General features: G+C 34.7%; 40 protein-coding genes. 4 read left to right on the top strand and 36 right to left on the bottom strand.

What is annotated here, in order from left to right:
• Nucleotides 1-6: 6 nt before the first annotated feature.
• The 33 genes from truA to rpsJ form a co-directional block, all read right to left on the bottom strand.
• Nucleotides 7-810: a tRNA pseudouridine(38-40) synthase TruA gene (gene truA, locus M1D64_RS03485; RefSeq protein ID WP_194379137.1), complete on the bottom strand. Its 804-nt coding sequence runs from the start codon at nucleotides 808-810 to the stop codon at nucleotides 7-9.
• 6 nt (nucleotides 811-816) lie between these two features.
• Nucleotides 817-1,623, bottom strand: coding sequence for an energy-coupling factor transporter transmembrane component T family protein (locus M1D64_RS03480; RefSeq protein ID WP_002482641.1), 807 nt, complete (start codon nucleotides 1,621-1,623; stop codon nucleotides 817-819).
• Nucleotides 1,613-2,476 (bottom strand): energy-coupling factor transporter ATPase, encoded by an 864-nt coding sequence (locus M1D64_RS03475; protein ID WP_002482640.1) that lies wholly within the window; start codon nucleotides 2,474-2,476, stop codon nucleotides 1,613-1,615. Before M1D64_RS03475 ends, M1D64_RS03480 begins: the two co-directional genes overlap by 11 nt.
• Complete coding sequence (locus M1D64_RS03470; RefSeq protein WP_069821517.1) at nucleotides 2,473-3,282, bottom strand: energy-coupling factor transporter ATPase; 810 nt, start codon at nucleotides 3,280-3,282, stop codon at nucleotides 2,473-2,475. Before M1D64_RS03470 ends, M1D64_RS03475 begins: the two co-directional genes overlap by 4 nt.
• A 434-nt stretch (nucleotides 3,283-3,716) precedes the next feature.
• A complete protein-coding gene (gene rplQ, locus M1D64_RS03465) occupies nucleotides 3,717-4,085 on the bottom strand; it encodes a 50S ribosomal protein L17 (RefSeq protein ID WP_002482638.1) in 369 nt (122 codons plus the stop codon).
• 18 nt (nucleotides 4,086-4,103) lie between these two features.
• Complete coding sequence (locus M1D64_RS03460) at nucleotides 4,104-5,048, bottom strand: DNA-directed RNA polymerase subunit alpha (RefSeq protein WP_002482637.1); 945 nt, start codon at nucleotides 5,046-5,048, stop codon at nucleotides 4,104-4,106.
• Nucleotides 5,049-5,123: 75 nt separating this feature from the next.
• The gene (gene rpsK, locus M1D64_RS03455) at nucleotides 5,124-5,513 is read right to left on the bottom strand and encodes a 30S ribosomal protein S11 (protein ID WP_002482636.1); all 390 of its coding nucleotides are present in this window, start codon (nucleotides 5,511-5,513) and stop codon (nucleotides 5,124-5,126) included.
• 23 nt (nucleotides 5,514-5,536) lie between these two features.
• Nucleotides 5,537-5,902: a 30S ribosomal protein S13 gene (gene rpsM / locus M1D64_RS03450; protein ID WP_002482635.1), complete on the bottom strand. Its 366-nt coding sequence runs from the start codon at nucleotides 5,900-5,902 to the stop codon at nucleotides 5,537-5,539.
• Between the two features lie 21 nt (nucleotides 5,903-5,923).
• Nucleotides 5,924-6,037 (bottom strand): 50S ribosomal protein L36, encoded by a 114-nt coding sequence (gene rpmJ / locus M1D64_RS03445; RefSeq protein ID WP_002482634.1) that lies wholly within the window; start codon nucleotides 6,035-6,037, stop codon nucleotides 5,924-5,926.
• Nucleotides 6,038-6,068: 31 nt separating this feature from the next.
• Complete coding sequence (gene infA / locus M1D64_RS03440) at nucleotides 6,069-6,287, bottom strand: translation initiation factor IF-1 (RefSeq protein ID WP_001118443.1); 219 nt, start codon at nucleotides 6,285-6,287, stop codon at nucleotides 6,069-6,071.
• 171 nt (nucleotides 6,288-6,458) lie between these two features.
• Nucleotides 6,459-7,109, bottom strand: a complete 651-nt coding sequence (locus M1D64_RS03435) for an adenylate kinase (protein WP_011302604.1) — start codon at nucleotides 7,107-7,109, stop codon at nucleotides 6,459-6,461.
• Nucleotides 7,110-7,126: 17 nt separating this feature from the next.
• Nucleotides 7,127-8,419: a preprotein translocase subunit SecY gene (secY, locus tag M1D64_RS03430; protein ID WP_037537939.1), complete on the bottom strand. Its 1,293-nt coding sequence runs from the start codon at nucleotides 8,417-8,419 to the stop codon at nucleotides 7,127-7,129.
• Entirely contained in the window at nucleotides 8,419-8,859 is a 441-nt protein-coding gene (gene rplO, locus M1D64_RS03425) for a 50S ribosomal protein L15 (RefSeq protein ID WP_002482631.1), read from the bottom strand. The genes secY and rplO overlap by 1 nt, the downstream gene beginning before the upstream one ends.
• An 18-nt stretch (nucleotides 8,860-8,877) precedes the next feature.
• Complete coding sequence (gene rpmD / locus M1D64_RS03420; protein WP_002482630.1) at nucleotides 8,878-9,057, bottom strand: 50S ribosomal protein L30; 180 nt, start codon at nucleotides 9,055-9,057, stop codon at nucleotides 8,878-8,880.
• Nucleotides 9,058-9,073: 16 nt separating this feature from the next.
• Nucleotides 9,074-9,571, bottom strand: coding sequence for a 30S ribosomal protein S5 (rpsE, locus tag M1D64_RS03415; RefSeq protein WP_011302602.1), 498 nt, complete (start codon nucleotides 9,569-9,571; stop codon nucleotides 9,074-9,076).
• Between the two features lie 20 nt (nucleotides 9,572-9,591).
• Entirely contained in the window at nucleotides 9,592-9,954 is a 363-nt protein-coding gene (rplR, locus tag M1D64_RS03410; protein ID WP_002482628.1) for a 50S ribosomal protein L18, read from the bottom strand.
• Between the two features lie 31 nt (nucleotides 9,955-9,985).
• Nucleotides 9,986-10,522, bottom strand: coding sequence for a 50S ribosomal protein L6 (gene rplF, locus M1D64_RS03405; protein WP_002482627.1), 537 nt, complete (start codon nucleotides 10,520-10,522; stop codon nucleotides 9,986-9,988).
• Nucleotides 10,523-10,549: 27 nt separating this feature from the next.
• Entirely contained in the window at nucleotides 10,550-10,948 is a 399-nt protein-coding gene (rpsH, locus tag M1D64_RS03400) for a 30S ribosomal protein S8 (RefSeq protein ID WP_002482626.1), read from the bottom strand.
• A 31-nt stretch (nucleotides 10,949-10,979) separates the two neighbouring features.
• Nucleotides 10,980-11,165 (bottom strand): type Z 30S ribosomal protein S14, encoded by a 186-nt coding sequence (locus tag M1D64_RS03395; protein ID WP_002482625.1) that lies wholly within the window; start codon nucleotides 11,163-11,165, stop codon nucleotides 10,980-10,982.
• A gap of 21 nt (nucleotides 11,166-11,186) precedes the next feature.
• Complete coding sequence (gene rplE / locus M1D64_RS03390) at nucleotides 11,187-11,726, bottom strand: 50S ribosomal protein L5 (protein WP_002482624.1); 540 nt, start codon at nucleotides 11,724-11,726, stop codon at nucleotides 11,187-11,189.
• 25 nt (nucleotides 11,727-11,751) lie between these two features.
• Nucleotides 11,752-12,069 (bottom strand): 50S ribosomal protein L24, encoded by a 318-nt coding sequence (gene rplX / locus M1D64_RS03385; protein ID WP_002482623.1) that lies wholly within the window; start codon nucleotides 12,067-12,069, stop codon nucleotides 11,752-11,754.
• Nucleotides 12,070-12,110: 41 nt separating this feature from the next.
• Nucleotides 12,111-12,479 (bottom strand): 50S ribosomal protein L14, encoded by a 369-nt coding sequence (rplN, locus tag M1D64_RS03380; protein WP_002482622.1) that lies wholly within the window; start codon nucleotides 12,477-12,479, stop codon nucleotides 12,111-12,113.
• Nucleotides 12,480-12,510: 31 nt separating this feature from the next.
• Entirely contained in the window at nucleotides 12,511-12,774 is a 264-nt protein-coding gene (gene rpsQ / locus M1D64_RS03375) for a 30S ribosomal protein S17 (RefSeq protein ID WP_129303593.1), read from the bottom strand.
• 26 nt (nucleotides 12,775-12,800) lie between these two features.
• Nucleotides 12,801-13,010 carry a 50S ribosomal protein L29 gene (rpmC, locus tag M1D64_RS03370; RefSeq protein ID WP_002482620.1) on the bottom strand — a complete coding sequence of 70 codons (210 nt, stop codon included), beginning with the start codon at nucleotides 13,008-13,010 and terminating at the stop codon, nucleotides 12,801-12,803.
• Nucleotides 13,000-13,434: a 50S ribosomal protein L16 gene (gene rplP / locus M1D64_RS03365; RefSeq protein ID WP_002482619.1), complete on the bottom strand. Its 435-nt coding sequence runs from the start codon at nucleotides 13,432-13,434 to the stop codon at nucleotides 13,000-13,002. Before rplP ends, rpmC begins: the two co-directional genes overlap by 11 nt.
• Before the next feature lie 2 nt (nucleotides 13,435-13,436).
• The gene (rpsC, locus tag M1D64_RS03360) at nucleotides 13,437-14,090 is read right to left on the bottom strand and encodes a 30S ribosomal protein S3 (RefSeq protein ID WP_002482618.1); all 654 of its coding nucleotides are present in this window, start codon (nucleotides 14,088-14,090) and stop codon (nucleotides 13,437-13,439) included.
• Between the two features lie 24 nt (nucleotides 14,091-14,114).
• On the bottom strand, nucleotides 14,115-14,468 hold the full coding sequence (gene rplV / locus M1D64_RS03355) for a 50S ribosomal protein L22 (protein ID WP_002482617.1): 354 nt from the start codon (nucleotides 14,466-14,468) through the stop codon (nucleotides 14,115-14,117).
• 28 nt (nucleotides 14,469-14,496) lie between these two features.
• Nucleotides 14,497-14,775, bottom strand: a complete 279-nt coding sequence (gene rpsS / locus M1D64_RS03350) for a 30S ribosomal protein S19 (protein WP_002482616.1) — start codon at nucleotides 14,773-14,775, stop codon at nucleotides 14,497-14,499.
• Nucleotides 14,776-14,839: 64 nt separating this feature from the next.
• Nucleotides 14,840-15,673, bottom strand: coding sequence for a 50S ribosomal protein L2 (gene rplB / locus M1D64_RS03345; RefSeq protein WP_002482615.1), 834 nt, complete (start codon nucleotides 15,671-15,673; stop codon nucleotides 14,840-14,842).
• A 30-nt stretch (nucleotides 15,674-15,703) separates the two neighbouring features.
• Complete coding sequence (rplW, locus tag M1D64_RS03340) at nucleotides 15,704-15,979, bottom strand: 50S ribosomal protein L23 (protein WP_002482614.1); 276 nt, start codon at nucleotides 15,977-15,979, stop codon at nucleotides 15,704-15,706.
• A complete protein-coding gene (gene rplD, locus M1D64_RS03335) occupies nucleotides 15,979-16,602 on the bottom strand; it encodes a 50S ribosomal protein L4 (protein WP_002482613.1) in 624 nt (207 codons plus the stop codon). The genes rplW and rplD overlap by 1 nt, the downstream gene beginning before the upstream one ends.
• Before the next feature lie 26 nt (nucleotides 16,603-16,628).
• Nucleotides 16,629-17,288: a 50S ribosomal protein L3 gene (rplC, locus tag M1D64_RS03330; RefSeq protein WP_037537923.1), complete on the bottom strand. Its 660-nt coding sequence runs from the start codon at nucleotides 17,286-17,288 to the stop codon at nucleotides 16,629-16,631.
• Nucleotides 17,289-17,315: 27 nt separating this feature from the next.
• On the bottom strand, nucleotides 17,316-17,624 hold the full coding sequence (gene rpsJ, locus M1D64_RS03325) for a 30S ribosomal protein S10 (protein ID WP_002482611.1): 309 nt from the start codon (nucleotides 17,622-17,624) through the stop codon (nucleotides 17,316-17,318).
• Nucleotides 17,625-17,982: 358 nt separating this feature from the next.
• On the opposite strand from rpsJ, the gene M1D64_RS03320 reads away from it, so the two are divergent.
• Nucleotides 17,983-18,369 (top strand): hypothetical protein, encoded by a 387-nt coding sequence (locus tag M1D64_RS03320; protein ID WP_041079114.1) that lies wholly within the window; start codon nucleotides 17,983-17,985, stop codon nucleotides 18,367-18,369.
• A 265-nt stretch (nucleotides 18,370-18,634) separates the two neighbouring features.
• Here M1D64_RS03320 and M1D64_RS03315 read toward each other — a convergent pair whose 3' ends face one another.
• Both M1D64_RS03315 and M1D64_RS03310 read right to left on the bottom strand, forming a co-directional pair.
• Nucleotides 18,635-19,969, bottom strand: a complete 1,335-nt coding sequence (locus tag M1D64_RS03315; RefSeq protein WP_011302596.1) for an NCS2 family permease — start codon at nucleotides 19,967-19,969, stop codon at nucleotides 18,635-18,637.
• A 110-nt stretch (nucleotides 19,970-20,079) separates the two neighbouring features.
• Nucleotides 20,080-22,218, bottom strand: coding sequence for a DNA topoisomerase III (locus M1D64_RS03310; protein ID WP_002482608.1), 2,139 nt, complete (start codon nucleotides 22,216-22,218; stop codon nucleotides 20,080-20,082).
• Nucleotides 22,219-22,341: 123 nt separating this feature from the next.
• Here M1D64_RS03310 and M1D64_RS03305 point away from each other — a divergent pair, with 123 nt between their 5' ends.
• From M1D64_RS03305 to M1D64_RS03295, 3 genes are all read left to right on the top strand, one after another.
• Complete coding sequence (locus tag M1D64_RS03305) at nucleotides 22,342-23,214, top strand: GNAT family N-acetyltransferase (RefSeq protein WP_002482607.1); 873 nt, start codon at nucleotides 22,342-22,344, stop codon at nucleotides 23,212-23,214.
• 199 nt (nucleotides 23,215-23,413) lie between these two features.
• Nucleotides 23,414-24,271 carry a RhaT/GlcU family sugar-proton symporter gene (locus M1D64_RS03300; protein ID WP_011302593.1) on the top strand — a complete coding sequence of 286 codons (858 nt, stop codon included), beginning with the start codon at nucleotides 23,414-23,416 and terminating at the stop codon, nucleotides 24,269-24,271.
• 136 nt (nucleotides 24,272-24,407) lie between these two features.
• On the top strand, nucleotides 24,408-25,199 hold the full coding sequence (locus tag M1D64_RS03295) for a glucose 1-dehydrogenase (protein WP_069838148.1): 792 nt from the start codon (nucleotides 24,408-24,410) through the stop codon (nucleotides 25,197-25,199).
• A gap of 169 nt (nucleotides 25,200-25,368) precedes the next feature.
• Here M1D64_RS03295 and M1D64_RS03290 read toward each other — a convergent pair whose 3' ends face one another.
• Nucleotides 25,369-26,277: an AEC family transporter gene (locus M1D64_RS03290; RefSeq protein WP_002482604.1), complete on the bottom strand. Its 909-nt coding sequence runs from the start codon at nucleotides 26,275-26,277 to the stop codon at nucleotides 25,369-25,371.
• Nucleotides 26,278-26,321: the final 44 nt, after the last annotated feature.

Raw genomic sequence — 26,321 nt, 5'->3', positions numbered from 1 at the left:
TCTAATTTAAAGATTTTGTGATGATTTTTTTTGATGTATTTTTATATTATTACCAAAGTCTTGAATTAATTCATTGGGTGTTAAATAAATCTTCTCTAAGTACAATCCTTCAGCCGGCGCGGTAAAGGGAACTTGATTACGATCTCTTGCTTCTAATAACTGTGGGACCTCTTGTGGTTCTCTCTTGCCTTTACCCACTTCTATTAAAAATGCAATTAACACACGTACCATATTATATAGGAATCCAGAGCCTGTGACAATATAGTCAAAGCCCCTTTCTGTCTTTTCTATGCGACTTTCATATAATGTTCTTATCTTATTTTCAACCTCAGTCTTCTGAGAACAAAAGCCTGTGAAATCATGTGTTCCTATAAAATGTTGCGCTGCCATATTCATCTTTTCAATATCTAACTGTTCAGGCACATAAGTTTTTAATCCACAAAGAAATGGATCTTTATGGGCTGATTGATAAATCTTATAACGGTAAGATTTTCCAACGCAATCATATCTACAATGAAAATCATCATTAACAAAAGAAACATCATTGACATAAATATCATCTGGTAGCGCACGGTTCATTGCATATTGCCATTGCTGTTCTGGAATATTTAATTCTGTATCAAAATGAAAATACTGTTCAATCGCATGTACGCCTCTGTCGGTTCTACTACTTGGATGTATTCTTACCTCATGCTTATGCATGCGTTTTAATATCTTTTCAAATTGCTGTTGAATGGTTCTTCCGTGTTGCTGAATTTGGAAACCAAGAAACTGGCTCCCTTGGTATGAAATATTAACTAAGACTCGCATCTGTTATTACACTCCTAAATATTTTAAACCAAATAATATAATGGCAATGGGTATAATCAAAATTAATGTAATTGTATCCTTAAACTGCCACTCTAATCTGCGATAGCTGGTACGTATTTTTTGAGTATCGTACCCTCTTACTTCCATGGCTATAGCTAAATCTTCTGCTCTTTGGAAAGCTGAAATAAATAATGGGATAAGTAAGGGTATAAATGCTTTGATTCTGTTAATAAGTCCACCTGAACTTATTTCTGAACCACGTGATTTTTGCGCTAAAATAATTTTATCTAATTCATTCATTAATGTTGGTATAAATCTAAGTGCAATGGACATCATCATACTCAATTGATGTACTGGTATTTTAACAATTTTAAGCGGTGATAATAATCGTTCAAACGCATCAGTCAAATCTATCGGACTTGTACTTAAGGTCATAATCGTTGATATCATGATAATAAACATCAGTCTAAGTACAATATAGATACCTTCTAGAATACCCTGTATATCTATAGAAATAAATCCTATTTCAAATATGCGTGAACCACCTTTAGTTAGAAATAAATGCATAAGAAAGGTAAATATTAAAAATATCCATATTGGTGTTAATCCCTTAATTAAGAACCAAAATTTTATATGTGCTAATTTCATAATGCTAATTATCAAAATAAATAACCATAAATATGTTCCAAATGAGTGTGCAAAAAATATTAACACAATAAATAAAAATACAAATATTAATTTAACTCTAGGATCCAAATGATGGATAATTGTATTTAAAGGAAGATAGCGTCCAATTATAAACTTATCTTTCATCTTCTTGCCACTCCTTATACATATCAATAAATTCATCTTCTGTTAATGCTATTTTATTGAAATAATATTGATATTTATCCTCAATATCTCTTTGCAATTTTACAACATCTGGAACATCTAAATGCAATTGATTAACATAATTCGTATCACTAAACAACTTTCTAGGTGAGCATGCTTCGACGAGTTGACCTTGTTTCATTATTTTTATTTCATCCACATATTTTGCAACATCATTCATTTCGTGTGTCACAAGTATGATTGTTTTATTTTGTTCTACTTGCAGTTTTTTAATCATTTTCATTATTTGATCTCTACTTTTTGGATCAAGTCCAGCCGTAGGTTCATCTAATATAACGATATCTGGATCCATAGCCAATATAGATGTTATAGCAATTTTTCGCATCTGACCACCAGACATCTGAAAAGGTGATTGCTGCAATATATCTCTACTAAAACCAAAATCGATTAATAGCTTATATGCACGTGCTTTTACTTCATCTATAGGCATATTAAAGTTTTTTGGACCAAACAATATTTCTCTTTCTACTGAATCTTCAAAGAGTTGTGATTCAGGAAATTGGAACACAACACCGATACGCTTACGAATTTGTTTCAATACTTTATCCTTAGTTTTATGGGTAATGGTTATATCATCGATTTGCAATTTACCGGTAGAAGGTTTAAGTAAACCATTAAAATGCTGGATTAATGTCGATTTACCAGAACCAGTTTGACCTATGACTGCGTAATATTTCCCTTGCTGAAATGTAGTTTCAATATCCCTTAAAGCTACATGTTCAAATGGGGTGCCCTTTTGATATACATAACTTACTTGATTAAATTTGACTGTCATATTTTTTTTACCAGCCCTTCATAAGTTATAAAATCCGTGCTCCCCAACAAAGTACGTGCCATGCGAATAGAAAAAGGTAAATCTAATCCAATTTCCGTCAGACCGTCTCCATCATTAAATACATGTTGCGGCTTACCTGTTTGATATACTTCACCATCATTTAAGACAACTAAATAATCTGCTTCTGCAGCTTCAGTTAAGTCATGTGTAATAGAAATGATTGTAACCTCTTTTTCTTCTTTCAAGCGATGGATTAAACTAATAAGTTCTTTTCTTCCTGCTGGATCTAACATAGACGTTGCCTCATCCAATATAATTACATCTGTATTTAATGCAAGAACACCAGCAATTGCAACCCGTTGTTTTTGACCACCAGAGAGTGACTGTGGCTCATAATCTGCTCTATCTAACATTTCAACGTCTTCCAACGCTTTGGGCACTATACGTTGCATATCGTCATATGAGACGCTATTATTTTCAAGTCCAAAAGCGACATCGAACGCTACTGTAGAACCCACAAACTGATTTTCTGGATTTTGAAAGACAATGCCTATATGCTGTCTCAAATCACTCAAATTTTGTTGGTTAATACATTGATTACGAAAATAAATATGCCCATCACTAGGTTTTTCAATACCGACCATTAATTTTGCAATCGTAGATTTACCAGAACCATTATGACCAACAATTGAAGTCCATTTCCCTTTTGGAATGCCAAAAGATACATCATTTAACGCAAGTGGCTCATCACTATTATATTTAAATCTAACATGGTTAAATGTAATAATATTGTCATGCGTATCCATATCTCTAGCCTCCCAATTAATCATAACGTTTTTTATATACCTTATCTATTTTACATGAAAAGGTAATCTAAAGAAAGTTTAGATAGTTAATCATTGTGACAAAATCAATCCGTATTCTAATTTAAAAACGTGTTTATGTTCCAATAATTAATGTTTACTATTGCTCCGCAATTGCATAAGACCCCCTAAATTCCTTTGGAATTATGGTTCAGTCGATTACTATTGCTCCGCAATTGCATAAGACCCCCTAAATTCCTTTGGAATTAAGGGGGTCTAATAATATAAAAAAGCGCGCACCCCATCATCATTTTTGAGTTCACGCTTTAAAGTTTTATTTAGTTTTGATGGGGTACTCTGAGCTAGACAATATTTGTATGTGGCAAACATTATCGTTGCACTCATTTGCTTTATATATAGTAGTACATGTATTTAAATTAAACTAATTCAATAATTACTGATTCAGCACCATCGCCGCGACGAGGACCTACTTTAAGAATACGAGTGTAACCGCCTTGACGTTCTGTATAACGTTCAGCAACTTCACCGAATAATTTTTGTAATGCAGTTTGTACTGTTTCATCTTCGTTTAAGATTTCAACATTACGTAAAGTTTTAGCTGCTTGACGACGTGAAGCTAAATCGCCTTTTTTACCTAAAGTGATTAATTTTTCAACAACACTACGTAATTCTTTTGCACGCGCTTCTGTAGTTTCAACACGTTCACTAACGATAAGTGAAGTAGCTAAGTCACGTAACATCGCTTTACGTTGATCAGAAGTACGACCTAATTTTCTGTAACCCATGAGTTAACCTCCTTTATATTAATCTTCTTTTCTTAAACCTAAACCTAGGTCTTCAAGTTTATACTTAACTTCTTCTAAAGATTTACGACCTAAATTACGTACTTTCATCATATCTGCTTCAGATTTATCAGCTAATTCTTGAACAGAGTTGATACCTGCACGTTTTAAGCAATTGTATGAACGTACTGATAAGTCTAATTCTTCAATAGACATTTCAAGTACTTTTTCTTTTTGATCCTCTTCTTTTTCAATCATGATTTCAGCATTTTGTGCTTGATCAGTTAATCCAACGAAGATATTCAAGTGTTCAGTTAAGATTTTTGCAGCTAATGAAACTGACTCTTGTGGTGTGATTGAACCATTTGTCCAAACATCCAATGTCAATTTATCAAAATCACTACTTTGACCCACACGTGTGTTTTCTACAGTGTAGTTAACACGTTCAACTGGAGAATAAAGTGAGTCGACTGGAATTACACCAATTGGTAAATCACTAGTTTTGTTTTGTTCTGCTAATGCGTAACCTCTACCCTTGTTAGCAACTAGACGGATTTTTAAATGTCCACCTTTTGAAACTGTTGCAATTTTAATCTCAGGATTTAAAATTTCAACATCACTATCATGAGTAATGTCACTTGCAGTTACATCGCCTTCATCTTTAACATCAATTTCTAAAGTTTTATCTTCTTCAGAATAGATTTTCAATGCTAGTTTTTTGATGTTCATAATAATTGTAGATACATCTTCAACGACATTGTCTATTGCTGAGAATTCGTGTAATACGCCTTCGATCTCAATGTACTTAACGGCTGCACCTGGTAATGAAGATAGTAGGATACGACGTAAGGAGTTTCCTAGTGTAGTACCGTAGCCACGTTCTAGTGGTTCAACAACGAACTTACCGAATTTAGCATCTTCACTAATTTCAATTGTTTCAATTCTAGGTTTTTCGATTTCAATCATTTACAAATATCCTCCTTGTTTACGTCGATTGATTTTTACTGTATTTCTCAGTGACCTGCGACAATAACAATAAAATTATACGCGACGACGTTTTGGCGGACGACAACCATTATGTGGTACTGGAGTAACGTCACGGATTGCAGTTACTTCTAATCCAGCTGATTGTAACGCACGGATAGCTGATTCACGACCAGGACCTGGACCTTTTACAGTAACTTCAACAGATTTTAAACCATGTTCCATAGCTGTTTTTGAAGCAGTTTCTGATGCCATTTGAGCTGCAAATGGAGTTGATTTTTTTGAACCTTTAAATCCTAATGCACCTGCTGATGACCATGATAACGCATTACCAAATTCATCAGTAATAGTTACGATTGTATTATTGAATGTTGAACGGATGTGTGCCACACCATTTTCAATATTCTTTTTCACTCTACGTTTACGAGATACTTGTTTACGTGCCATTTAAATTTTGCCTCCTTTACCTATTATTTTTTCTTGTTAGCTACAGTTTTAACTGGGCCTTTACGAGTACGAGCATTGTTTTTTGTTTTTTGTCCGCGAACTGGTAATCCACGACGGTGACGGATACCACGGTATGATGAGATTTCCATTAAACGTTTAATGTTTAAGTTTTGCTCACGACGTAAGTCACCTTCTACTTTATAGTTGTCAACAACTTCACGGATACGACCTAATTCATCATCAGTTAAATCTTTAACGCGTGTTTCTGGTGATACGTTAGCTTCTTCAGCAATTTTGTTAGCTGTAGTAGTACCGATACCGTACACATAAGTTAATGAAATAACAATACGTTTTTCACGTGGAATATCTACTCCTGCAATACGTGCCATAATTATTTACACCTCTCTTTATTAACCTTGTCTTTGTTTATGTTTTGGGTTGCTACAAATTACCATTACTTTACCTTTACGTTTAATGACTTTACATTTTTCGCAAATTGGTTTTACTGATGGTCTTACTTTCATTTTTAAACCTCCCTATATTATGGAGTGACGATTATTTATAACGATACGTAATTCTTCCGCGTGTTAAATCATACGGAGACATTTCTACTGTTACTTTGTCGCCAGGTAGAATACGAATATAATTCATTCTAATTTTACCACTTACGTGAGCTAAAATTTCATGACCATTTTCTAATTCTACTTTAAACATTGCATTTGGTAAAGTATCTAATACAGTACCTTCTAATTCAATTACATCTTGTTTAGCCATTAATTAACTTCCCCCTTTATGAAATAGTCGGTTATCGTCAAAAATCAACTCTAACCATACGTGTCTATAAGTGTTGTTAATCAGTTTAACAAATATAATGAATTACGTAATCGCATTGTCACTCTTATTTAATTATACCTTTGACATTACATAGACCGTACAAAGTTGATCTTATTTTAAATCTTCTAAGATATCAATGACGTCGTTTGTAACGACTTTAATATCTCTAGAACCATCAATGTTTTTCAAAACATTTTTATTATCATAGAATTCTAAGATAGGTTTAGATTGTTTTACATTGACGTTTAAACGATTAGCAACTGTTTCTGGGTTGTCATCTTCACGTTGATATAATTTACCACCGTCAAGATCACAAATACCATCAACTTTTGGAGGATTGAATACAAGATGATAAGTTGTTCCGCATTTCTCACAGATTCTACGACCAGTGAGGCGGTTCATTAATTCTTCTTCAGGTACCTCTATATTGATAACAGCATCAATTTCTCTATCTAATTCTTTCATGATATTACTTAATGCTTCAGCTTGTTCAATAGTACGAGGAAAGCCGTCAAGTAAGAATCCTTTTTTCGCATCGTCTTCAGATATTCTATCTTTAACGATACCCACAGTAACTTCATCAGGGACTAATTCTCCACGATCCATGTACGATTTAGCTTCTTTACCTAAATCCGTTTCATCTTTAATCGCTTTTCTGAACATGTCACCAGTAGATATGTGTGGAATTGGGAATTTCTTAACAATTTCACTCGCTTGAGTTCCTTTACCTGCACCAGGTAAACCCATTAAAATGATATTCATAAATGCCCTCCTACAATTTATCTACCACCAAAGCCTCTATAATCTTTTTGGCTCACTTGAGCTTCTAGACTTTTCATTGTTTCAATCGCTACACCAATTACAATTAGTAAGCTCGTACCACCAACCTGAATAGACTGTGGTAAGCTCATTACTTTCGTTGCAATAATTGGCAGAATCGCTATTACAGCTAAGAATATTGATCCGACAAAAGTTAAACGATAGAGAACTCTAGTAATATATTTTTTGGTTTGTTCGCCAGGTCTAATACCTGGAACATAACTTCCTTGTTTCTTCAGGTTATCTGCCATCTTTTCAGGATTAACTTGTACAAATGCATAGAAGTAAGCAAATGCTATGATGAGTACAACGTACACAATCATACCAATGTTATTCGATGGATTTGCCACGTCTGATACCTTTTGCGCCCAACTTGCGTCAGGGAAAAACAATGTCAATGTTCTTGGTAACAAGAAGAATGCCATTGCAAAGATAACTGGGATAACACCTGCAGAGTTAACTTTCAAAGGTAAATATGTTGCTTGTGAACCTAATCGTTGTGCTGATTGTTTCTTCGCATATTGAATTGGAATTTTACGAATAGCTTGTAGTACATATATTGCACCAACCGTTAATAATATCATTCCAATAATTAAGCCAATTACTTTCAACCAAGCCATAGAAGTATCATCTTGGCCAACAAAGGCCTGTTGATAAAACTGGATTAGTGATGAAGGTAATGAAGACAAAATACCAGCGAAGATGATAATGGAAATACCATTACCAACACCGAATTGAGTGATTTGTTCACCTAACCATATTAAGAATGCTGTTCCAGCTGTTAAAACAACAGCGATTAATAAATAACTAAGAATCGATTGATCCATGATCAATTGACCTTTTAAATAATTATTAAATTGGAAAGCCATCCCAATAGATTGGATAAAAGCAAGTACAATAGCAAAATAACGCGTTACGTTATTAAGTTTCTTTCTACCTGCATCACCTTGTTTTGCCCACTCTGAAAACTTCGGAACAATATCCATTTGTAATAACTGCATTACGATTGACGCAGTAATATAAGGCATTATACCCATGGCAAAGATAGAAAAGTTCTTCAAGGCTCCGCCACCAAATGTATTTAACAAGTCAGTGACACCTTGAGAACCTTGTTGACTGTCAAAAGCAGCTGGGTTAACACCAGGTGCTGGAATATAAGTACCTATTTTAAAAATAACTAACATTGCGAGAGTAAAAAAGATCTTGTTACGAACTTCTTTTGTTTTAAAGAAGCTCACAAGCGTTTCAAACATTAGATCACCTCGTGTGCTCCGCCTTTTGCATCAATAGCTTCTGCTGCAGATGCAGAGAATTTGCTAGCTTTAACTGTTAGTTTTTTATCAAGAGAACCAGTACCTAGTATTTTAATACCAGATTTTTCACTCTTAACTACACCAGATTCTACTAATAAAGCAGGAGTTACTTCAGTACCATCTTCAAATTTATTAAGTTGGTCTAAGTTAACAATAGCATATTCTTTACGGTTGATGTTAGTAAAACCTCGTTTTGGTAAGCGACGGAATAATGGTAATTGTCCACCTTCGAAGCCTGGTCTTACACTACCACCTGAACGCGCTTTTTGTCCTTTTTGTCCACGACCACTAGTTTTACCGTTACCAGTAGCTGCACCACGTCCAACGCGGTTACGAACTTTACGAGAACCTTCTGCTGGTTTTAACTCATGTAATTTCATATCGGCACCTCCTTAAAATTATTTTTCTTCTACTGTCACTAAGTGACTTACTTTGTTGATTTGCCCACGAATAGCAGGGTTATCTTCAACAACTACTGAAGAGTTTGTTTTTTTCAAACCTAAAGCTTCAACAGTTTTACGTTGTGTTTCTGGACGACCTATAACACTACGAGTGAGGGTAATTTGTAATTTAGCCATAACTTATTTTCCCTCCTTAATTGTATAATTCTTCTACTGATTTGCCGCGTAATTTCGCAACATCTTCAGCATTTTTAAGGTTTTTTAATCCATTGATTGTAGCACGAACCATGTTAATTGGTGTATTTGAACCTAAAGATTTACTTAAGATATCAGTGATACCCGCTAATTCTAATACCGCACGAACAGGGCCACCTGCGATTACACCAGTACCTGGTGCAGCTGGTTTCATAAATACACTGCCTGAACTGAAACGTCCAGTAATTGTGTGAGGTGTTGTACCTTCAACACGTGGAACTACAACTAAATCTTTTTTAGCTGCTTCAACTGCTTTTTTGATTGCTTCAGGTACCTCTTGTGCTTTACCAGTACCGAAACCAACGCGACCGTTCTTATCTCCAACTACTACTAATGCAGTGAAACGGAAACGACGACCACCTTTTACAACTTTCGCAACACGGTTAATTGTAACAACGCGTTCTTCAAATTCTTTCGCTTCTTCTCTACGAGCCATGTAAATGTCCCTCCTTTAAATTAAAATTCTAAACCATTTTCACGAGCTGCATCTGCTAAGGCTTTAACACGGCCATGGTATAAATATCCTCCACGGTCAAATACAATTGTTTTTACGCCTTTTTCGCTAGCTCTTTTAGCTACAGTTTCGCCAACTTTAGCTGATAATTCAACTTTTGATCCAGATTCATTTGCTAAATCTTTTTCTTGAGTTGAAGCTTGTGCTAATGTTTTACCATTTACATCATCAATGACTTGTGCATAGATGTGTTTATTTGAACGATAGATGTTCAAACGTGGTTTTTCTGCTGTGCCAGCTAATTTATTACGTACACGCGCATGTCTTTTAAGACGCACTTTGTTTTTATCAATTTTGCTGATCATCTTAATACTCCTTTCTTCTGAAAGTTATTTATTATTTACCAGTTTTACCTTCTTTACGGCGAACGTATTCACCTTGGTAACGAATTCCTTTACCTTTATAAGGTTCTGGAGGTCTTACTGAACGAATGTTTGAAGCGATTGCTCCAACTTGTTCTTTAGAAATACCAGCAACAGTTACTGTTGTGTTTTTCTCAACACCGAAAGTAATACCATCATCAGCTTTAATTTCAACTGGGTGAGAGTAACCAACGTTTAAAATTAAGTCATTACCTTGCATTTGAGCACGGTAACCAACACCAACAAGTTCAAGTGTTTTTTGGTATCCTTCTTTAACACCTTGTATCATATTGTTAATTAAAGCACGAGTTGTACCATGTACTGTTCTATCATCTTTAGAATCAGTTGGTCTTACAACTTCTAAAGTGCTTTCGTCTTGTTTATATGTCATTCTTTCATTCATTGTTCTTGATAATTCACCTTTAGGACCTTTAACAGTGATTGTGTTACCTTCAACACTTACTGTTACGTCGCTAGGGATGTCAATAATTTTTTTACCAACACGACTCATGTTATCGCACCTCCTTATTATTTATTATTACCAAATGTAACCTAGGATTTCTCCACCGATGTTACGTTTTCTAGCTTCTTTATCAGTTACAACACCTTCAGAAGTTGAAACTAATGCAATACCTAAACCATTAAGTACTTTAGGTACTTCGTTAGCTTTAGCATATACACGTAAACCAGGTTTTGAAATACGTTTTAAACCAGTGATAACACGTTCATTGTTTTGACCATATTTAAGGAATAAACGGATAACCCCTTGTTTATCGTCTTCAACGTATTCTACGTTTTTAATGAAACCTTCACTTTTTAAAATTTCAGCAATTTCTTTTTTAATGTTTGAAGCAGGTAATTCTAACTTATCGTGACGCACCATGTTTGCGTTTCTTACACGAGTTAGCATATCTGCAATTGGATCGTTGATTGTCATTGATTGTTGCCTCCTTTCAGACTATTTTCTATTACCAGCTAGCTTTACGAACGCCAGGGATTTGGCCTTTATAAGCTAATTCACGGAAACAAATACGGCATAATTTAAATTTACGATATACAGAATGTGGACGACCACAGCGTTCACAACGAGTATACTCACGTACTTGGAACTTTTGTTTTTTTTGTTGCTTAGCAACCATTGAAGTTTTAGCCACTTAATTAGCCTCCTTTAGAGATTATTTGTGAAATGGCATACCGAATTGTGATAACAATTCACGAGCTTCCTCGTCAGTGTTAGCAGTCGTTACGATAACGATATCCATTCCTCGTACTTTATTTACTCGGTCATAGTCAATTTCTGGGAAAATTAATTGTTCTTTAACACCTAAAGTGTAGTTACCTCTACCATCGAATGCAGTTTTAGATACACCTTGGAAGTCACGTACACGTGGAAGTGAAACAGCAATTAATTTATCTAAAAAGTCATACATTCTTTCACCACGTAGTGTTACTTTCGCACCGATAGGCATACCTTCACGTAAACGGAATGTTGCTACTGATTTTTTAGCTTTTGTAATTAATGGTTTTTGACCAGTGATAGCTTGTAATTCTTCTACAGCATCATCTAATACTTTAGTATTTTGAACAGCGTCACCGACACCCATATTTACAACGATTTTTTCTATTTTTGGAACTTCCATTACTGAACTGTAGTCAAATTGCTTAACTAAGTTTTGAGTAACTTCAGAATTGAATTTTTCTTTTAAACGGTTCACAGTGGATCCTCCTTTCAATTAATTATTAATTATTAGATTTGATTTCTTCGCCAGATTTTTTAGCGATACGAACTTTTTTACCATCTACGAATTTATGACCTACGCGTGTTGGTTCATTCGTTTTAGGGTCTAATAACTGTACATTAGAAACATGGATTGCTGCCTCTGTTTCTAAGATTCCACCTTCAGGATTAAATTGAGTTGGTTTTTGGTGCTTTTTAATTATATTGACACCTTCCACAACGACACGGTCTTTTTTAGGTTCAGTTGAAACAACTTTACCTTCTTTACCTTTGTCTTTACCTGCGATAACTTTTACGTTGTCACCTTTTTTGATATGCATGTGTGGCACCTCCTTAAATTTATATATTTATAAATGTTTTATTAAAGTACTTCTGGAGCTAATGATACAATTTTCATGAAGTTGCCTTCACGTAATTCACGAGCAACAGGTCCAAAAATACGAGTACCACGTGGGCCTTTGTCGTCACGAATGATGACACATGCATTTTCATCAAATTTGATATATGAACCATCGTTACGGCGTACACCTGATTTAGTACGAACTACAACAGCTTTTACTACTTCACCTTTTTTGACAACGCCACCTGGTGTAGCATTTTTAACACTTACAACGATAACGTCACCAATGTTAGCTGTTTTACGACCAGATCCACCTAATACTTTAATTGTAAGAACTTCACGCGCACCAGAGTTATCTGCTACTTTTAATCGTGTTTCTTGTTGGATCATGAGTTAAACCTCCTTTATCTTCACTATTTAATTAAATAATTACTGATTCTTCAACAATTTCTACCAAACGGAAACGTTTAGTTGCTGATAAAGGACGAGTCTCTTGTATCTTAACTGTGTCCCCTAATTTAGCTGAGTTGTTTTCATCATGAGTTTTGTATTTTTTAGAGTATTTTACTCGTTTACCATATAACTTGTGTGTTTTGTATGTTTCAACAAGTACAGTTATCGTTTTATCCATTTTATCGGAAACGACTCTACCTACATAAACTTTACGATTATTTCTTTCGCTCACTTTAGTAACCTCCTCTTTCAATTGAATTATTGATTCGCTTTACCTTGTTCAATTTCTCTTTCACGAGCAACAGTTTTTAGACGTGCAATCGTTTTTCTTACTGTGCGAATACGTGCAGTTTCCTCTAATTGACCTGTAGCTAACTGAAAGCGTAGGTTAAAAAGCTCTTCTTTTGAAGATTTGATTTGTTCTTCGATTTCTGAAGTGGTTAAGTCTCTAATTTCCTTAGCTTTCATTTGTTTCACCACCCAATTCTTCACGTTTTACAAACTTAGTTTTAACTGGAAGTTTGTGACTTGCTAAACGTAATGCTTCACGCGCAACTTCTTCGTTTACGCCTGCGATTTCAAATAAAATTCTACCTGGTTTTGCTACTGCAATCCAACCTTCTACTGCACCTTTACCAGCACCCATACGTACTTCTAAAGGTTTTTGAGTGTAAGGTGTATGTGGGAAGATTTTAATCCAAACTTTCCCGCCACGTTTCATGAAACGAGTCATTGCAATACGAGCTGATTCGATTTGACGAGATGTGATCCAAGACGTTGTAGTTGCTTGTAAACCATACTCACCAAATGTTACATAGTTACCGCCTTTAGAACGACCAGTAGTTTTAGGACGATGTTGACGACGATATTTTACACGTTTTGGTAGTAACATTACTATTTTCCTCCTTCACTAGTGTTCTTAGTAGGAAGAACTTCTCCACGATAAATCCATACTTTGACACCTAATTTACCGTAAGTAGTGTCAGCTTCTGCATGTGCATAACCAATGTCAGCACGTAGTGTATGAAGTGGAACAGTTCCTTCTGAATATTGTTCAGCACGAGCGATGTCAGCTCCGCCTAAACGACCTGAAACTTGTGTTTTGATACCTTTGGCACCAATTTTCATTGCTCTTGTAATAGCTTGTTTTTGTACACGACGGAATGAAGCACGGTTTTCTAATTGGCGTGCAATATTCTCAGCAACTAATTTAGCATCTAAATCAACTTTTTTGATTTCGATAACGTTGATGTGTACTTTTTTGTTTGTTAATGAGTTTAATTTGTTACGTAATTTTTCAATTTCTGAACCGCCTTTACCGATAACCATACCTGGTTTACCAGTATGAATAGCGATGTTGATACGATTAGCAGCACGTTCAATTTCAACGTGTGAAACTGATGCTTCTTGTAATGCGTTATCAATATACTTACGGATTTTTAAATCTTCGTGTAATAATGATGCGAAGTCTTTTTCTGCATACCATTTAGCTTCCCAATCACGGATTACACCAACACGAAGTCCGATTGGATTAATTTTTTGACCCACAGTGTACCCTCCTTAAAAAATATATTAAGCTTCTTTAGCTTCTTCTTTACCGTCACTTACGACGATTGTAATGTGGCTTGTACGTTTGTTAATTGCACTTGCACGACCTTGTGCACGTGGACGGAAACGTTTTAATGTTGGTCCTTCATTAGCATAAGCTTCTTTAACTATTAATTCATCAGTGTTCATGTCATAGTTATGTTCAGCATTAGCTAAAGCGGACATTAATAATTTTTCTACTACTGGTGATGAAGCTTTGTTTTTTAATTTTAAAATTGCAATAGCTTCTCCAGCGCTCTTACCTCTAATTAGATCTAATACTAATCTAACTTTACGAGGTGCGATTCTTATTGTTTTAGCAACCGCTTTTGCTTCCATTCGAATTTCCTCCTCTACCTGTTAGAAATTATCTTCTAGTTTTTTTGTCGTCTGCAGCGTGTCCTTTGAAAGTACGAGTTGGTGCGAATTCTCCTAATTTATGACCAACCATATCTTCTGTTACGAATACAGGCACATGTTTACGTCCATCATATACAGCGAATGTATGTCCGATAAAATCAGGGAAAATAGTTGAACGACGTGACCAAGTTTTGATTACTTGTTTTTTCTCGCTTCCGCTTTGAGCTTCAACTTTTTTCTTTAGATGATCGTCAGCGAAAGGTCCTTTTTTAATACTACGAGCCATAGTGGCGCCTCCCTTCTTATTGTGTGCGTGCAGCTATTAAGCCGCACACGCAAATAAGTTATTTTTATTTTTTCTTACGTCCACGAACGATAAGTTTGTCTGAAGATTTTTTACCACGACGAGTTTTCTTACCAAGCGTAGGTTTACCCCAAGGTGACATTGGAGATGGTCTACCGATAGGTGCACGACCTTCACCACCACCGTGTGGGTGATCGTTAGGGTTCATTACAGAACCACGAACTGTTGGGCGAATGCCTTTCCATCTAGAACGTCCTGCTTTACCAACGTTTACAAGTTCATGTTGGATGTTACCAACTTGACCAATAGTAGCACGGCAAGTTGAAAGAATCATACGTACTTCGCCAGATCTTAATCTGATTAATACATATTTACCTTCTTTACCAAGTACTTGTGCACTAGCACCAGCTGAACGAGCAATTTGTCCACCTTTACCAGGTTTTAACTCGATGTTATGGATTACTGTACCTACTGGAATGAATTGTAATGGTAATGCATTACCTACTTTAATATCTGCTTCTTCACCGCTTTCAAGAACTTGACCTACTTTTAGGTTTTTTGGAGCGATGATATAGCGTTTTTCACCATCAGCATAAACTAATAACGCAATGTTTGCTGAACGGTTTGGATCATATTGTATTGAATCAACTTTAGCATTGATCCCATCTTTATTACGTTTGAAGTCAATAACACGGTATTGACGTTTGTGTCCTCCACCGTGGTGGCGAACTGTCAATTTACCTTGGTTATTTCGTCCCGCTTTTTTCGGTAGCGGTTGTAATAATGACTTTTCAGGTGTAGTTTTCGTGATTTCAGCGAAATCTAAACTAGTCATATTACGACGACCATTAGTAATTGGCTTATATTTTTTTAGAGCCATTGTCGTTTACCTCCTTATTGGTAATGTTTTTTAGTTGAAAAGATCGATTGATCCTTCTTTTAATTTAACGATTGCTACGCGTCTTTTGTTTGTATAGCCTTGGTAACGGCCCATACGTTTTTTCTTTGGTTTGTAGTTAATGATGTTTACATTATCAACTTTTACATCAAAGATTTCTTCAACAGCGATTTTAACTTGTGTTTTATTAGCACGAGTATCAACGTCGAATGTGTATTTGTCTTCAGCCATAGCAGCTGAAGATTTTTCAGTGATTACGGGGCGCTTAAGAACGTCTCTTGCTTCCATTATCCGAGCACCTCCTCAACTTTTTTAGCAGCTGATTCTGTAATTACTACACTGTCAGCGCTTGTGATATCTAGAACGTTTAAACCTTGAGCTGTAGTTACTTGAACACCAGGGATGTTACGTGCTGATAAAGCAACATTCACATCTTCAGATTCTGTTACTACTAATACTTTTTTAGGTTGTTCTAAATTAGAAAGTACAGTTTTGAACTCTTTTGTTTTTGGAGCATCTAGGTTTAATGCATCAACAACAGTTAAGCCTTTCTCTTGTACTTTGAAAGATAATGCTGAGCGTAATGCTAAACGGCGCATTTTCTTAGGCATTTTGTATGAGTAGCTTCTTGGTGTTGGTCCGAATACGATACCACCACCACGCCATTGTGGAGCACGGATTGTACCTTGACGCGCACGTCCTGTACCTTTTTGTCTCCATGGTTTACGTCCACCACCACGTACTGCTGAACGGTTCTTAACAGCGTGAGTACCTTGGCGTAATGAAGCACGTTGTAAGTTAATTGCTTCAAAAAGAACGTTGTTGTTTGGTTCGATTGCAAATACTGCATCGCTTAGTTCAACTGAACCTGATTTAGTTCCATCTACTTTTAATACATCATAATTAGCCATTATGCAATTCCTCCTTTCGTTGTATATTATTTATTACCTTTGATTGATGATGTGATTTCTACAAATCCTTTTTTAGGACCAGGTACATTACCTTTTACTAAAATAACATTGTTTTCAGCGTCAATTTGTACAACTTCTAAGTTTTGAACTGTTACAGTGTTACCGCCCATACGTCCAGGCATTTTTTGTCCTTTAAAGACTCTTGAAGCATCTGATGCCATACCTACAGAACCTGGGGCTCTGTGGAAATGAGAACCATGTGACATTGGACCACGTGCTTGATTATGACGTTTAATGGCACCTTGGAAACCTTTACCTTTAGATACGCCTGTTACATCAATTACGTCTCCAGCTTCAAATGTATTAACTGAGACTTCTTGACCTACTTCGTATTCATCAACATTAACGTTTCTGAATTCACGAATGAAGCGCTTAGGTGCTGTGCCTGCTTTTTTAGCATGTCCTTCAGCTGGTTTGTTAGCATATTTGCTTGATCTGCTATCTTTTTTATAAGCTTGTTTGTCTTCATAGCCTACTTGGATAGCGTTGTATCCATCAATCTCTTCAGATTTCTTTTGTAATACAACGTTTTGGCTTGCTTCTACTACTGTTACAGGGATTAAATCACCGTTTTCTCCGAAAACTTGTGTCATCCCGATTTTTCTTCCTAAGATTCCTTTGGTCATCGAAAGTCCACCTCCTAATTTTTTCTATTATAATTTGATTTCGATGTCTACGCCAGATGGTAAGTTTAAGCCCATAAGAGCATCAACTGTTTTTGGTGTAGGGTTAACAATATCGATTAAACGTTTATGAGTACGTTGTTCGAATTGCTCACGTGAATCTTTATACTTATGCACGGCACGAATAACAGTATAAACTGATCTTTCAGTCGGTAACGGAATTGGTCCAGAAACATCTGCACCAGAACGTTTCGCTGTTTCAACAATTTTTTCTGCTGATTGATCGATTACTCTGTGATCATAAGCTTTTAATCTGATTCTGATTTTTTGTTTTGCCATAATTTTCCCTCCTTATATCGTCTACATTTAAGTGATAGACTTCTCCACGAAAACTATCTCACACAGCGCCATGGCAAAGCGGCCGGGTGTGTCAGTAACCTTTCGCTTCATCGCGTGTTCTTAAAGTCCAACATTAGATATGATACATGATAAACAGTGATTTATCAAGCTTTTCTGCAAAAGTTTTGAAACTTTTTGTCTAACACATACTTTGTTATTGTACTTTATTAGGAAACGCACTTCAACCTCTTTTGTATTTTTTTTAGTTCTTTGTAAAATTTTTATTAATCTCTCTTCATATTATTATTCTAATAGTTTACTTTCCTTTATAATTAAAAACAGTTAGGTGGTGAATTATATGAAACGTGGTATACGTATGACATTGTTAGTATTATCTGTCTTACTCATAGTTAGTGAATTGGTTTACGGAATTCCATTCTTAGGTGGAAGCATTGTTTTAAGTTTTGGTTGGCAACCTTTACTTATTAACGCGCTACTCTACTTTATAATGATGATTATATTAATAGTAGATAAACAAAATTCTATTAAGCCAATGATGTTTATTCCTTTATTAGGTGTGATTGGTTCTTTCTTGGCTTTCATTCCACTTGTTGGTATGGTTATCCATTGGATTTTATTCTTTTTAATGCTATTTTTCATTTTCATTTTATTATCTACACCACTATATGTACCAAACAAATACGCAAAGGTAATTTATACGGAAGATCGACGTAAGGATCATTAATTATTATCGTAGGATACCTGCCCACCTCAAATGTAATTAGCGCAATCCAACGGTATGTGTCATAAATTCTTCTAAGCATTTTGATCTGGTTATCCGCTTAAACTACTATAACTTTAAAATATATATAATGAAGAAACTCGATTTTAGTTATTTATGCAAGAACAAAACTAATTCCTAAACACTTATACTTTCATTCAAATAATAAAATTAAAAGCACATTGTTCAATGTCTAAATGACAGAACAATGTGCTTTTATTTCGTTTTGTTATCCGTGAACAAAGATAAAGTACAATATAAATAAAATCATCAGTGCATACATTATTGGATGTACTTCTTTATGACGTTTTGAAATTAACATTGTAATTGGATAAAAGATAAATCCACAAGCAATACCTGTTGCAATAGAATAAGATAAAGGCATCATAATAATCGTTACAAATGCTGGAACTGCTACTTCGAATTTTTTCCAATCAATTTCAGCAAAGTTAGCTGCCATTAAGACACCTACTACTACTAACGCAGGCGTAGTCACCGCACTGGTTACTACCTCCATCAATGGACTAAAGAAAATAGCTAACAAGAAGCAGAAACCTGTAACCACACTCGCAAAGCCGGTTCTTGCACCTACTGCCACACCTGAGCTTGATTCAATGTATGAAGTCGTCGTAGTTGTACCAAAGATTGCACCAACGATTGTTGCTAGTGAGTCAGAGAACAACGCACGTCCTGCTCGTGGTAATTTATTATTTTTCATAATCCCAGCTTGAGTTGCCACAGCAACGAGTGTACCAGCTGTATCAAAGAAATCAATGAATAGGAAAGTTAATATAACGATTAAAAATTGAACCGTTAATAATTGACTAGGATCCTTAAATGCTTCAAACGCAGCGCCAAACGTCGGTTCAATACTAGGTACTTGTCCAACGATACCACTAGGTGTATGTATCAGCCCTGTGAACATACCTACGATAGATGTTAAAACCATTCCTATAAAAATCGCGCCAGGTACTCTAATAGCATAAAGTATTACTGTCACAACGATACCGAAAATAGTAAGTAATACAGGTCCGTCTGTGATATGTCCTAATGTAACTAGTGTAGAATCATTTTTAACAATTATACCTGAACTTTGTAAGCCGACAAAGGTAATAAATAATCCAATCCCAGCCGAGACAGCCATTTTCATTTGATAAGGTATGGCATTGATGATGACCTCTCGAAGCCCCGTCATCGTTAACACTGCGAAAACTAATCCTGAAAATAATACGCCTGTAAGTCCGACTTGCCATGGTATACCCATTGTTAAAACAACAGTAAATGCGAAAAATGCATTTAATCCCATACCAGGTGCTAATGCAATCGGATACCTTGCTATTAATCCCATAAATAACGAGCCTACAAACGCCGCTAATGCTGTAGCTACAAATATTGCGCCTTGGTCCATTTTCATATTTTCAGAAACACCATCGACGCCGGCTAAACTAAGTACTTGAGGGTTAACAGCTAAAATATAAGCCATCGACAAGAATGTTGTAAGCCCGCCAAGTATCTCTTTCTTATAGTTTGTTTCGTGTTTATCAAACTTGAAGTACTTTTTCACGGTTAGTTCTCCTTTTTTTAAAATACTTACATATTTTAATACCAAACGAACTATTTTACAATAGCAAACACGAACCTTACTTAAAATTTTTAACTATTTGTTCGAATTATTTAGAACTTTAAACCCTTCAAAGCATCTTGAAACGGGTTATTTTCAATACCTTCATCATTATTCATATATTTTTTCAGATCTTTTTTATTTACTTTATCTGATTTTTTATTTTTGTGTCGTTTATCCATTTGAGCTTGTGTTTCAGTATGTCCACAAACACAACGATATACTGCGTCTTTGCCTCGACCAAACAGCGTCATTTTTTTATGACAGTTTGGACAACGTGCGTTTGTTTTACGTTGTACATTTTTTTTAGTTTTACACTGTGGATCCTGACACACTAACATTTGGCCGTTTTTCGTCTTGACTTTAATCATAAATTTGCCGCACGTAGGACATTCAGTCGTTGTTAGGTTGTCATGTTTATAATTTTGTTCACTTTCTTTAATCTCATTGACTACCTGATTTGTAAAAGCTTTCATTTCAGAGATGAATTGGCTCGCATTATATTTCCCTTGTTCTATGAGTAGAAGTTTTTCTTCCCATTCTGCTGTTAATAATGGAGAAGTGAGTTTTTGTGGCGCTAATTCCAATATTTGTTTCCCTTTTGACGTAACTTTTATTTTACCATCACGAGCTTCAATAGCGTTCATATTAAATAGCTTTTCTATGATATCCGCTCTCGTTGCAACCGTACCTATACCGCCAGTATCTTTTAATGTTTTATCGTGTTTTTTATCGCTTAAATCAAAGAATTTTTGTGGGCTTTCCATCGCTTTCAAAAGTGATCCTTCATTAAAATAAGGTGGTGCCGTTGTCTCATGTTCTTCTATTAGAATTTTAGTTACATTAAGCTTTGTACCCTTCTGTAACTGATCTATCTGAGTATTTATACTTTCTTTATTTTCATAAATTGCTTTAAACCCTAATTTAGTAGTTACTTTGTCCTTAAAAGTAAATGTATGCTGCCCTACTTTGAGTTCAATGGCGATCGCTTCGTATTCATGTGGTGGCATTAGGTTTTCTAAATATCTCTGAGCAATCATCATATAAATTTTAGATTCCCTTTGGCTAAGTTGATTGATATCTGGACGCACTTCTGTGGGAATAATTGCATGGTGATCAGATACTTTATTATTATTAACAAATCTTTGTTTTGATGAAAATGTTTGTGACATTTGTGCTTTAGCCATATCTTTTAATGAAGTGGCCATAATCGCTTTCAATCTATCTTTAAGCGTATCAACCATATCATCTGTTAAATAGTTAGAATCAGTACGTGGGTAAGTTACTAACTTATGACGTTCATACAACGTTTGCAAGGTATTCAAAGTTTCTTTTGGTCCAAGATGAAATCGTTTATAAGCATCTTGTTGTAAATCCGTTAAATTATATAATTGTTGTGGATATGCTTTTTTATGTGTCTTGCTAATCGATGCAATGTGCCCGGATTGCCCATCGATTGCTTTTTTTATACTTTCCAAAACAGTTTTATCAGGATGCGACTGTGGCTTAGTACAATGGAAAGTTAAACCAGCCGCATTGAGTTTCATTGTATAATAGGTCTGAGGTTTAAAGTGATTGATTTCATTTTGTCTCATTTGAACTAATTGTATGGTCGGAGTCTGTACACGACCCAATGAGAGTTGTGCATCATATTTTGTAGTCAGTGCACGTGTAGCATTAATACCAACTATCCAATCTGCTTCACTTCGTGCTAAGGCAGCATGATATAGATTATTAAACTTACGTCCATCTTGCAGTTTATTGAAACCTTCTTTGATTGCTTTATTGGTTACAGAACTAATCCATAAACGCTTGATCGGTTTTTTATTATGCGCTTTATCCAATATCAAACGAGCAACCAGTTCTCCTTCTCGTCCTGCATCTGTCGCAATAATAATATCTTTTACTTTATTATTATTAATTAATGATTGCACTGTCGAAAATTGTTTTCTCGTTTTACTTATCACAATTGTTTTCATTTTATTGGGTATAATCGGTAAATCATTCAATTTCCATTCTTTATAACTTGCATCATATTGTTCTGGTGTCGCATTTGTTACTAAATGCCCTAATGCCCATGTAACAATATATTTATTATTTTCAAAATATCCATTACGTTTTTCATTAATGTTTAGCGTATTGGCAATGTCTCTACCAACTGAAGGTTTTTCAGCTATAATCAGTGATTTCATAATTTCGCCCTTTCAAATTCAGTATTATATTTATTGTAACATGTATGTAGCACATCAAAACTTCCATTTACATCGAAAAGTTCTTATAATTAACTTAATAGATCATTATACGGAGGTATTGTTATGAAAATTGTTCAATTAAATAACTATGATCAAATTGTAAAGTTTATAAATGAAGCCGATTACCATTACACATCGTACTTATACAAGCTGCCACAAGCACACGATGATGTTGAAGCAACGATTAGACAATCCTTAGAGGATCCAGGCGTATTTGCACAAGTTGATGACCAAGCACAAATTGAAATGCTCATGCTTGCATTTAAATATGAAGAAAATAAATATAAAGTGCTCGGTCCTTTTGTCAGGAAATCACTTTCACTCACTGAAGAAAATTTTAAAACTTTATTTGAAGCTTTGGTTCAAAGCAAACCGGAGACTGCGAATTTTAATTTTTCATTCGAGGAAACGGAACAAGATTACATGCCTTTTATGAAAGAAATTGAAGCTTCCTATAGTTTTACGGATTATCATCTCATATCTACACAAGATATAGGCAAAATTGATCATGCTCAAAACATTACCACCTACCAACCTGCTTATTATCGACTATTCGAGAAGTTACACCATGATACCTTTAAACACGATGTGATGACTGCAGAAGAAATCATTGAATCGTTAGATAGTCACAATAAATTATTTATATTTATGTCTGAAGGCTTATTAAAAGGTTATCTTTATTTACAAGTTTTTGAAAATACGAAAAAAGCTGAAATCAAATATTTTTCTTCACACACTGACTATAGATTTATGGGTATTGCTTTTGATTTATTATCTTACGCGCTTCAATATACATTTTCAAATTATGATGTTGATAAGATTTATTTCAAAATTCGCAGTAAAAATAATACACTCGTAGAACGATTTCATGAATTAGGCTTCAACATCAATTATGAATATAAAAAATTCAAATACGTTGCTGCACATATTGGCTGATTTTTAATTAAGAAGCAAGCAAAACAAGTTCGTTAATACACAAATAAAATGTATGTTTAAAACATAATAAACAAAGAAATCGTTCTTTTTAATTTAATATTTTTTACTAACGTAATATTTTGTTTTAAACTAGAAGTTCAGGAACAACCAAAGATGGTTATTCTCGAGGGACAATATAATAGAAAGAGTGAGTATATATATGGATTTGTTAATTGCGTTATTGCCTGCATTATTCTGGGGTAGTGTTGTTTTAATTAACGTGCTTGTTGGTGGTGGCCCATATAATCAAATTAGAGGGACAACATTAGGTACATTAATTATCGGAATTATTTTACTACTTACAGGTAATGCAAAATTTGATGACCTCGCCGTCATTATTGTTGGTTTAATCTCAGGTGCATTTTGGGCGCTTGGTCAGGGTTATCAACTTAAATCAATTAGTCTAATTGGTGTTTCAAAAACGATGCCAATCTCTACTGGTTTACAATTAGTTGGTACGACATTATTCAGTGCTATTTTTCTTGGAGAATGGAGTACAGGAATTCAAGTTACATTAGGTTTAGTTGCTATGGTGTTATTAGTAATTGGTATCGCATTAACTTCAATTAAAGGTAAAAATGAAGCTTCAGGCGGTAACAATAAATTCGGCAAAGCAATTCCTATATTGATTATTTCTACAGTAGGTTACGTTGTTTATGTAGTCGTAGCACAAATATTTGGTGTAGATGGAATGAATGCCCTCTTCTTCCAATCAATAGGTATGGCTATTGGCGGTTTAATACTTTCTGCTAAACATGAGACATCAGTAAAAAGTACTATGTGGAATATTATCCCAGGTGTCATTTGGGGAATTGGTAATTTATTTATGTTCTATTCACAACCTAAAGTTGGTGTAGCAACAAGTTTCTCATTTTCACAATTATTAGTAATTGTATCTACACTTGGTGGTATCTTCTTACTAGGAGAAAGAAAAGACAAACGCCAAATGATTGGTATTTGGGCTGGGATTGTATTAATAATCATTGCAGCCTTTATATTAGGTAATTTAAAAGGTTAGGCATTATTTAATATATTACACATCATTAAGTTTAGAACATCGACATAGCGTTCAACGTTAATTATACTATTCCAAATTAACAACACGTCTGTTCTAAACCTTTTTGTAGGAATAACTTTTAAGGAGGCTTCAATATATGTTTACAGATTTAGAAAATAAAGTAGTTGTGATTACAGGTGGTAGTAGCGGTATTGGTAAGGCAATGGCAGAACAATTCGGTAAAGAAAAAGCAAATGTTGTCATTAACTATCGTTCAGAAAGTAGCTTAGATGCTGTTGCCGAATCTATAAAACTAATAGAAGACGCTGGTGGTAAAGCGATTAAAGCATATGCTGATGTTTCTAAAGAGGCAGACGTCGAACAATTAGTCAAAACTGCAGTTGATACATTTGGTACTTTAGATATCATGATTAACAATGCTGGTTTTGAAAAACCAATTCCTACGCACGAAATGCCCTTAGATGAGTGGCAAAAAGTCATTGATATTAATTTAACCGGTGCATTCATAGGTGCTAAGGCCGCTGTTAATCAATTTTTAAAAGAAGATAAACCAGGTATTATCATTAATACATCAAGTGTTCACGATAAAATTCCATGGCCAAACTATGTGAATTATGCTGCAAGTAAAGGCGGTTTAAAATTAATGATGGAAACAATGTCAATGGAATATGCACAGTATGGCATTCGCATTAACAATATATCTCCTGGTGCTATCGTAACAGAACATACAAAAGAAAAATTCTCAGATCCGAAAACGCGTGCAGAAACACTTGAAATGATTCCAGCCAAAGTTATAGGCGACGCACAACAAGTGGCTAATGTTGCAAGATTCCTTGCTTCAGATTTAGCAGACTATATTCACGGTACAACAATATATGTTGATGGTGGTATGACAAACTATCCTGCATTTATGGGTGGTAAAGGCTAATCTCATTGCTATCAACAAAAGACAGAAAGCGAATGCTATCACGCGCTTTCTGTCTTTTTATTTATCTATATATTAATTGCATAAATTAATACTTATTAAGAAACAAAACATGACCAATAATCGTTTTATATTGATCATGTTTCTTTTTATTATTAAATTTTAGAGCACTTTAAACAAACAACATCTGATAAATATACAAGATAATAATACTAATCACGATTGTTAAATTAGTAACCATCCCTACTAGAGGCAATGTTTTATATTTAAACTGAATTGAATAAGGTATAATCGCTACACCTACTGGTAAGAGCCATGCTACTTGTAATGTAGTCTTTATCATTTCATCATTCACTGGCAAGAAAAAGTGAACAAGTAAGCCAGCAATGATACCAAGACCATAATGCGCTACTAAATACTTAATAGCAATTGGTAAAAAGCGTTTATCTATACTAAAATTCAACATTAACCCTAGAAGTATCATTGATAATGGCATATTTGCACCTGATAATACAGAAAAGAAATCAATGACTGGGTCTGGAAAATGAATATTCATCATATTTAAAATAAACATAATAATATATGTCATAAGTGGTACAGACTTCAATAAATTTTTTCCTAAATATTTAAAATCAAAACTGTCTCCACCACTGCTAAAATAGCTTCCTACAAAATAAGTCACACCAAACATAATGATTGCGCCACCAATATCGGCCATACCAAAATAAATCATACCAGTTTCTGGCCAAATCGCCTCAACCAGAGGGTAAGCAAATAAGCCAATATTTAAAGAAGCCATCATCATACCTGTTGCACCACGAATTTGATTATCATATTTTATAAAGAACCATACAATTATTACTTTTGTAATGACACCATATAAAATCATCATAATAGGTAAAATAGATAACGAGACATCCAATTTAGCTTCATTCAAATTCACGATAACTAAAGAAGGCAACGTGACATTTAATACTAATGTCGACAGTACTTGGCTATCATTTGCTTTAAAGTAATTGATTCTTTTAAGCGTATAACCTAATGCAATGAGTAAAATAATTATGATAAATTGTTGTGTCACAATAATCCTTCTTTCACTAAGTTATTTCGTTTTCATTCTATTTT

Source organism: Staphylococcus sp. Z5-21 (assembly GCF_056529615.1).
This window is presented reverse-complemented; position numbering and strand designations above follow the sequence as displayed.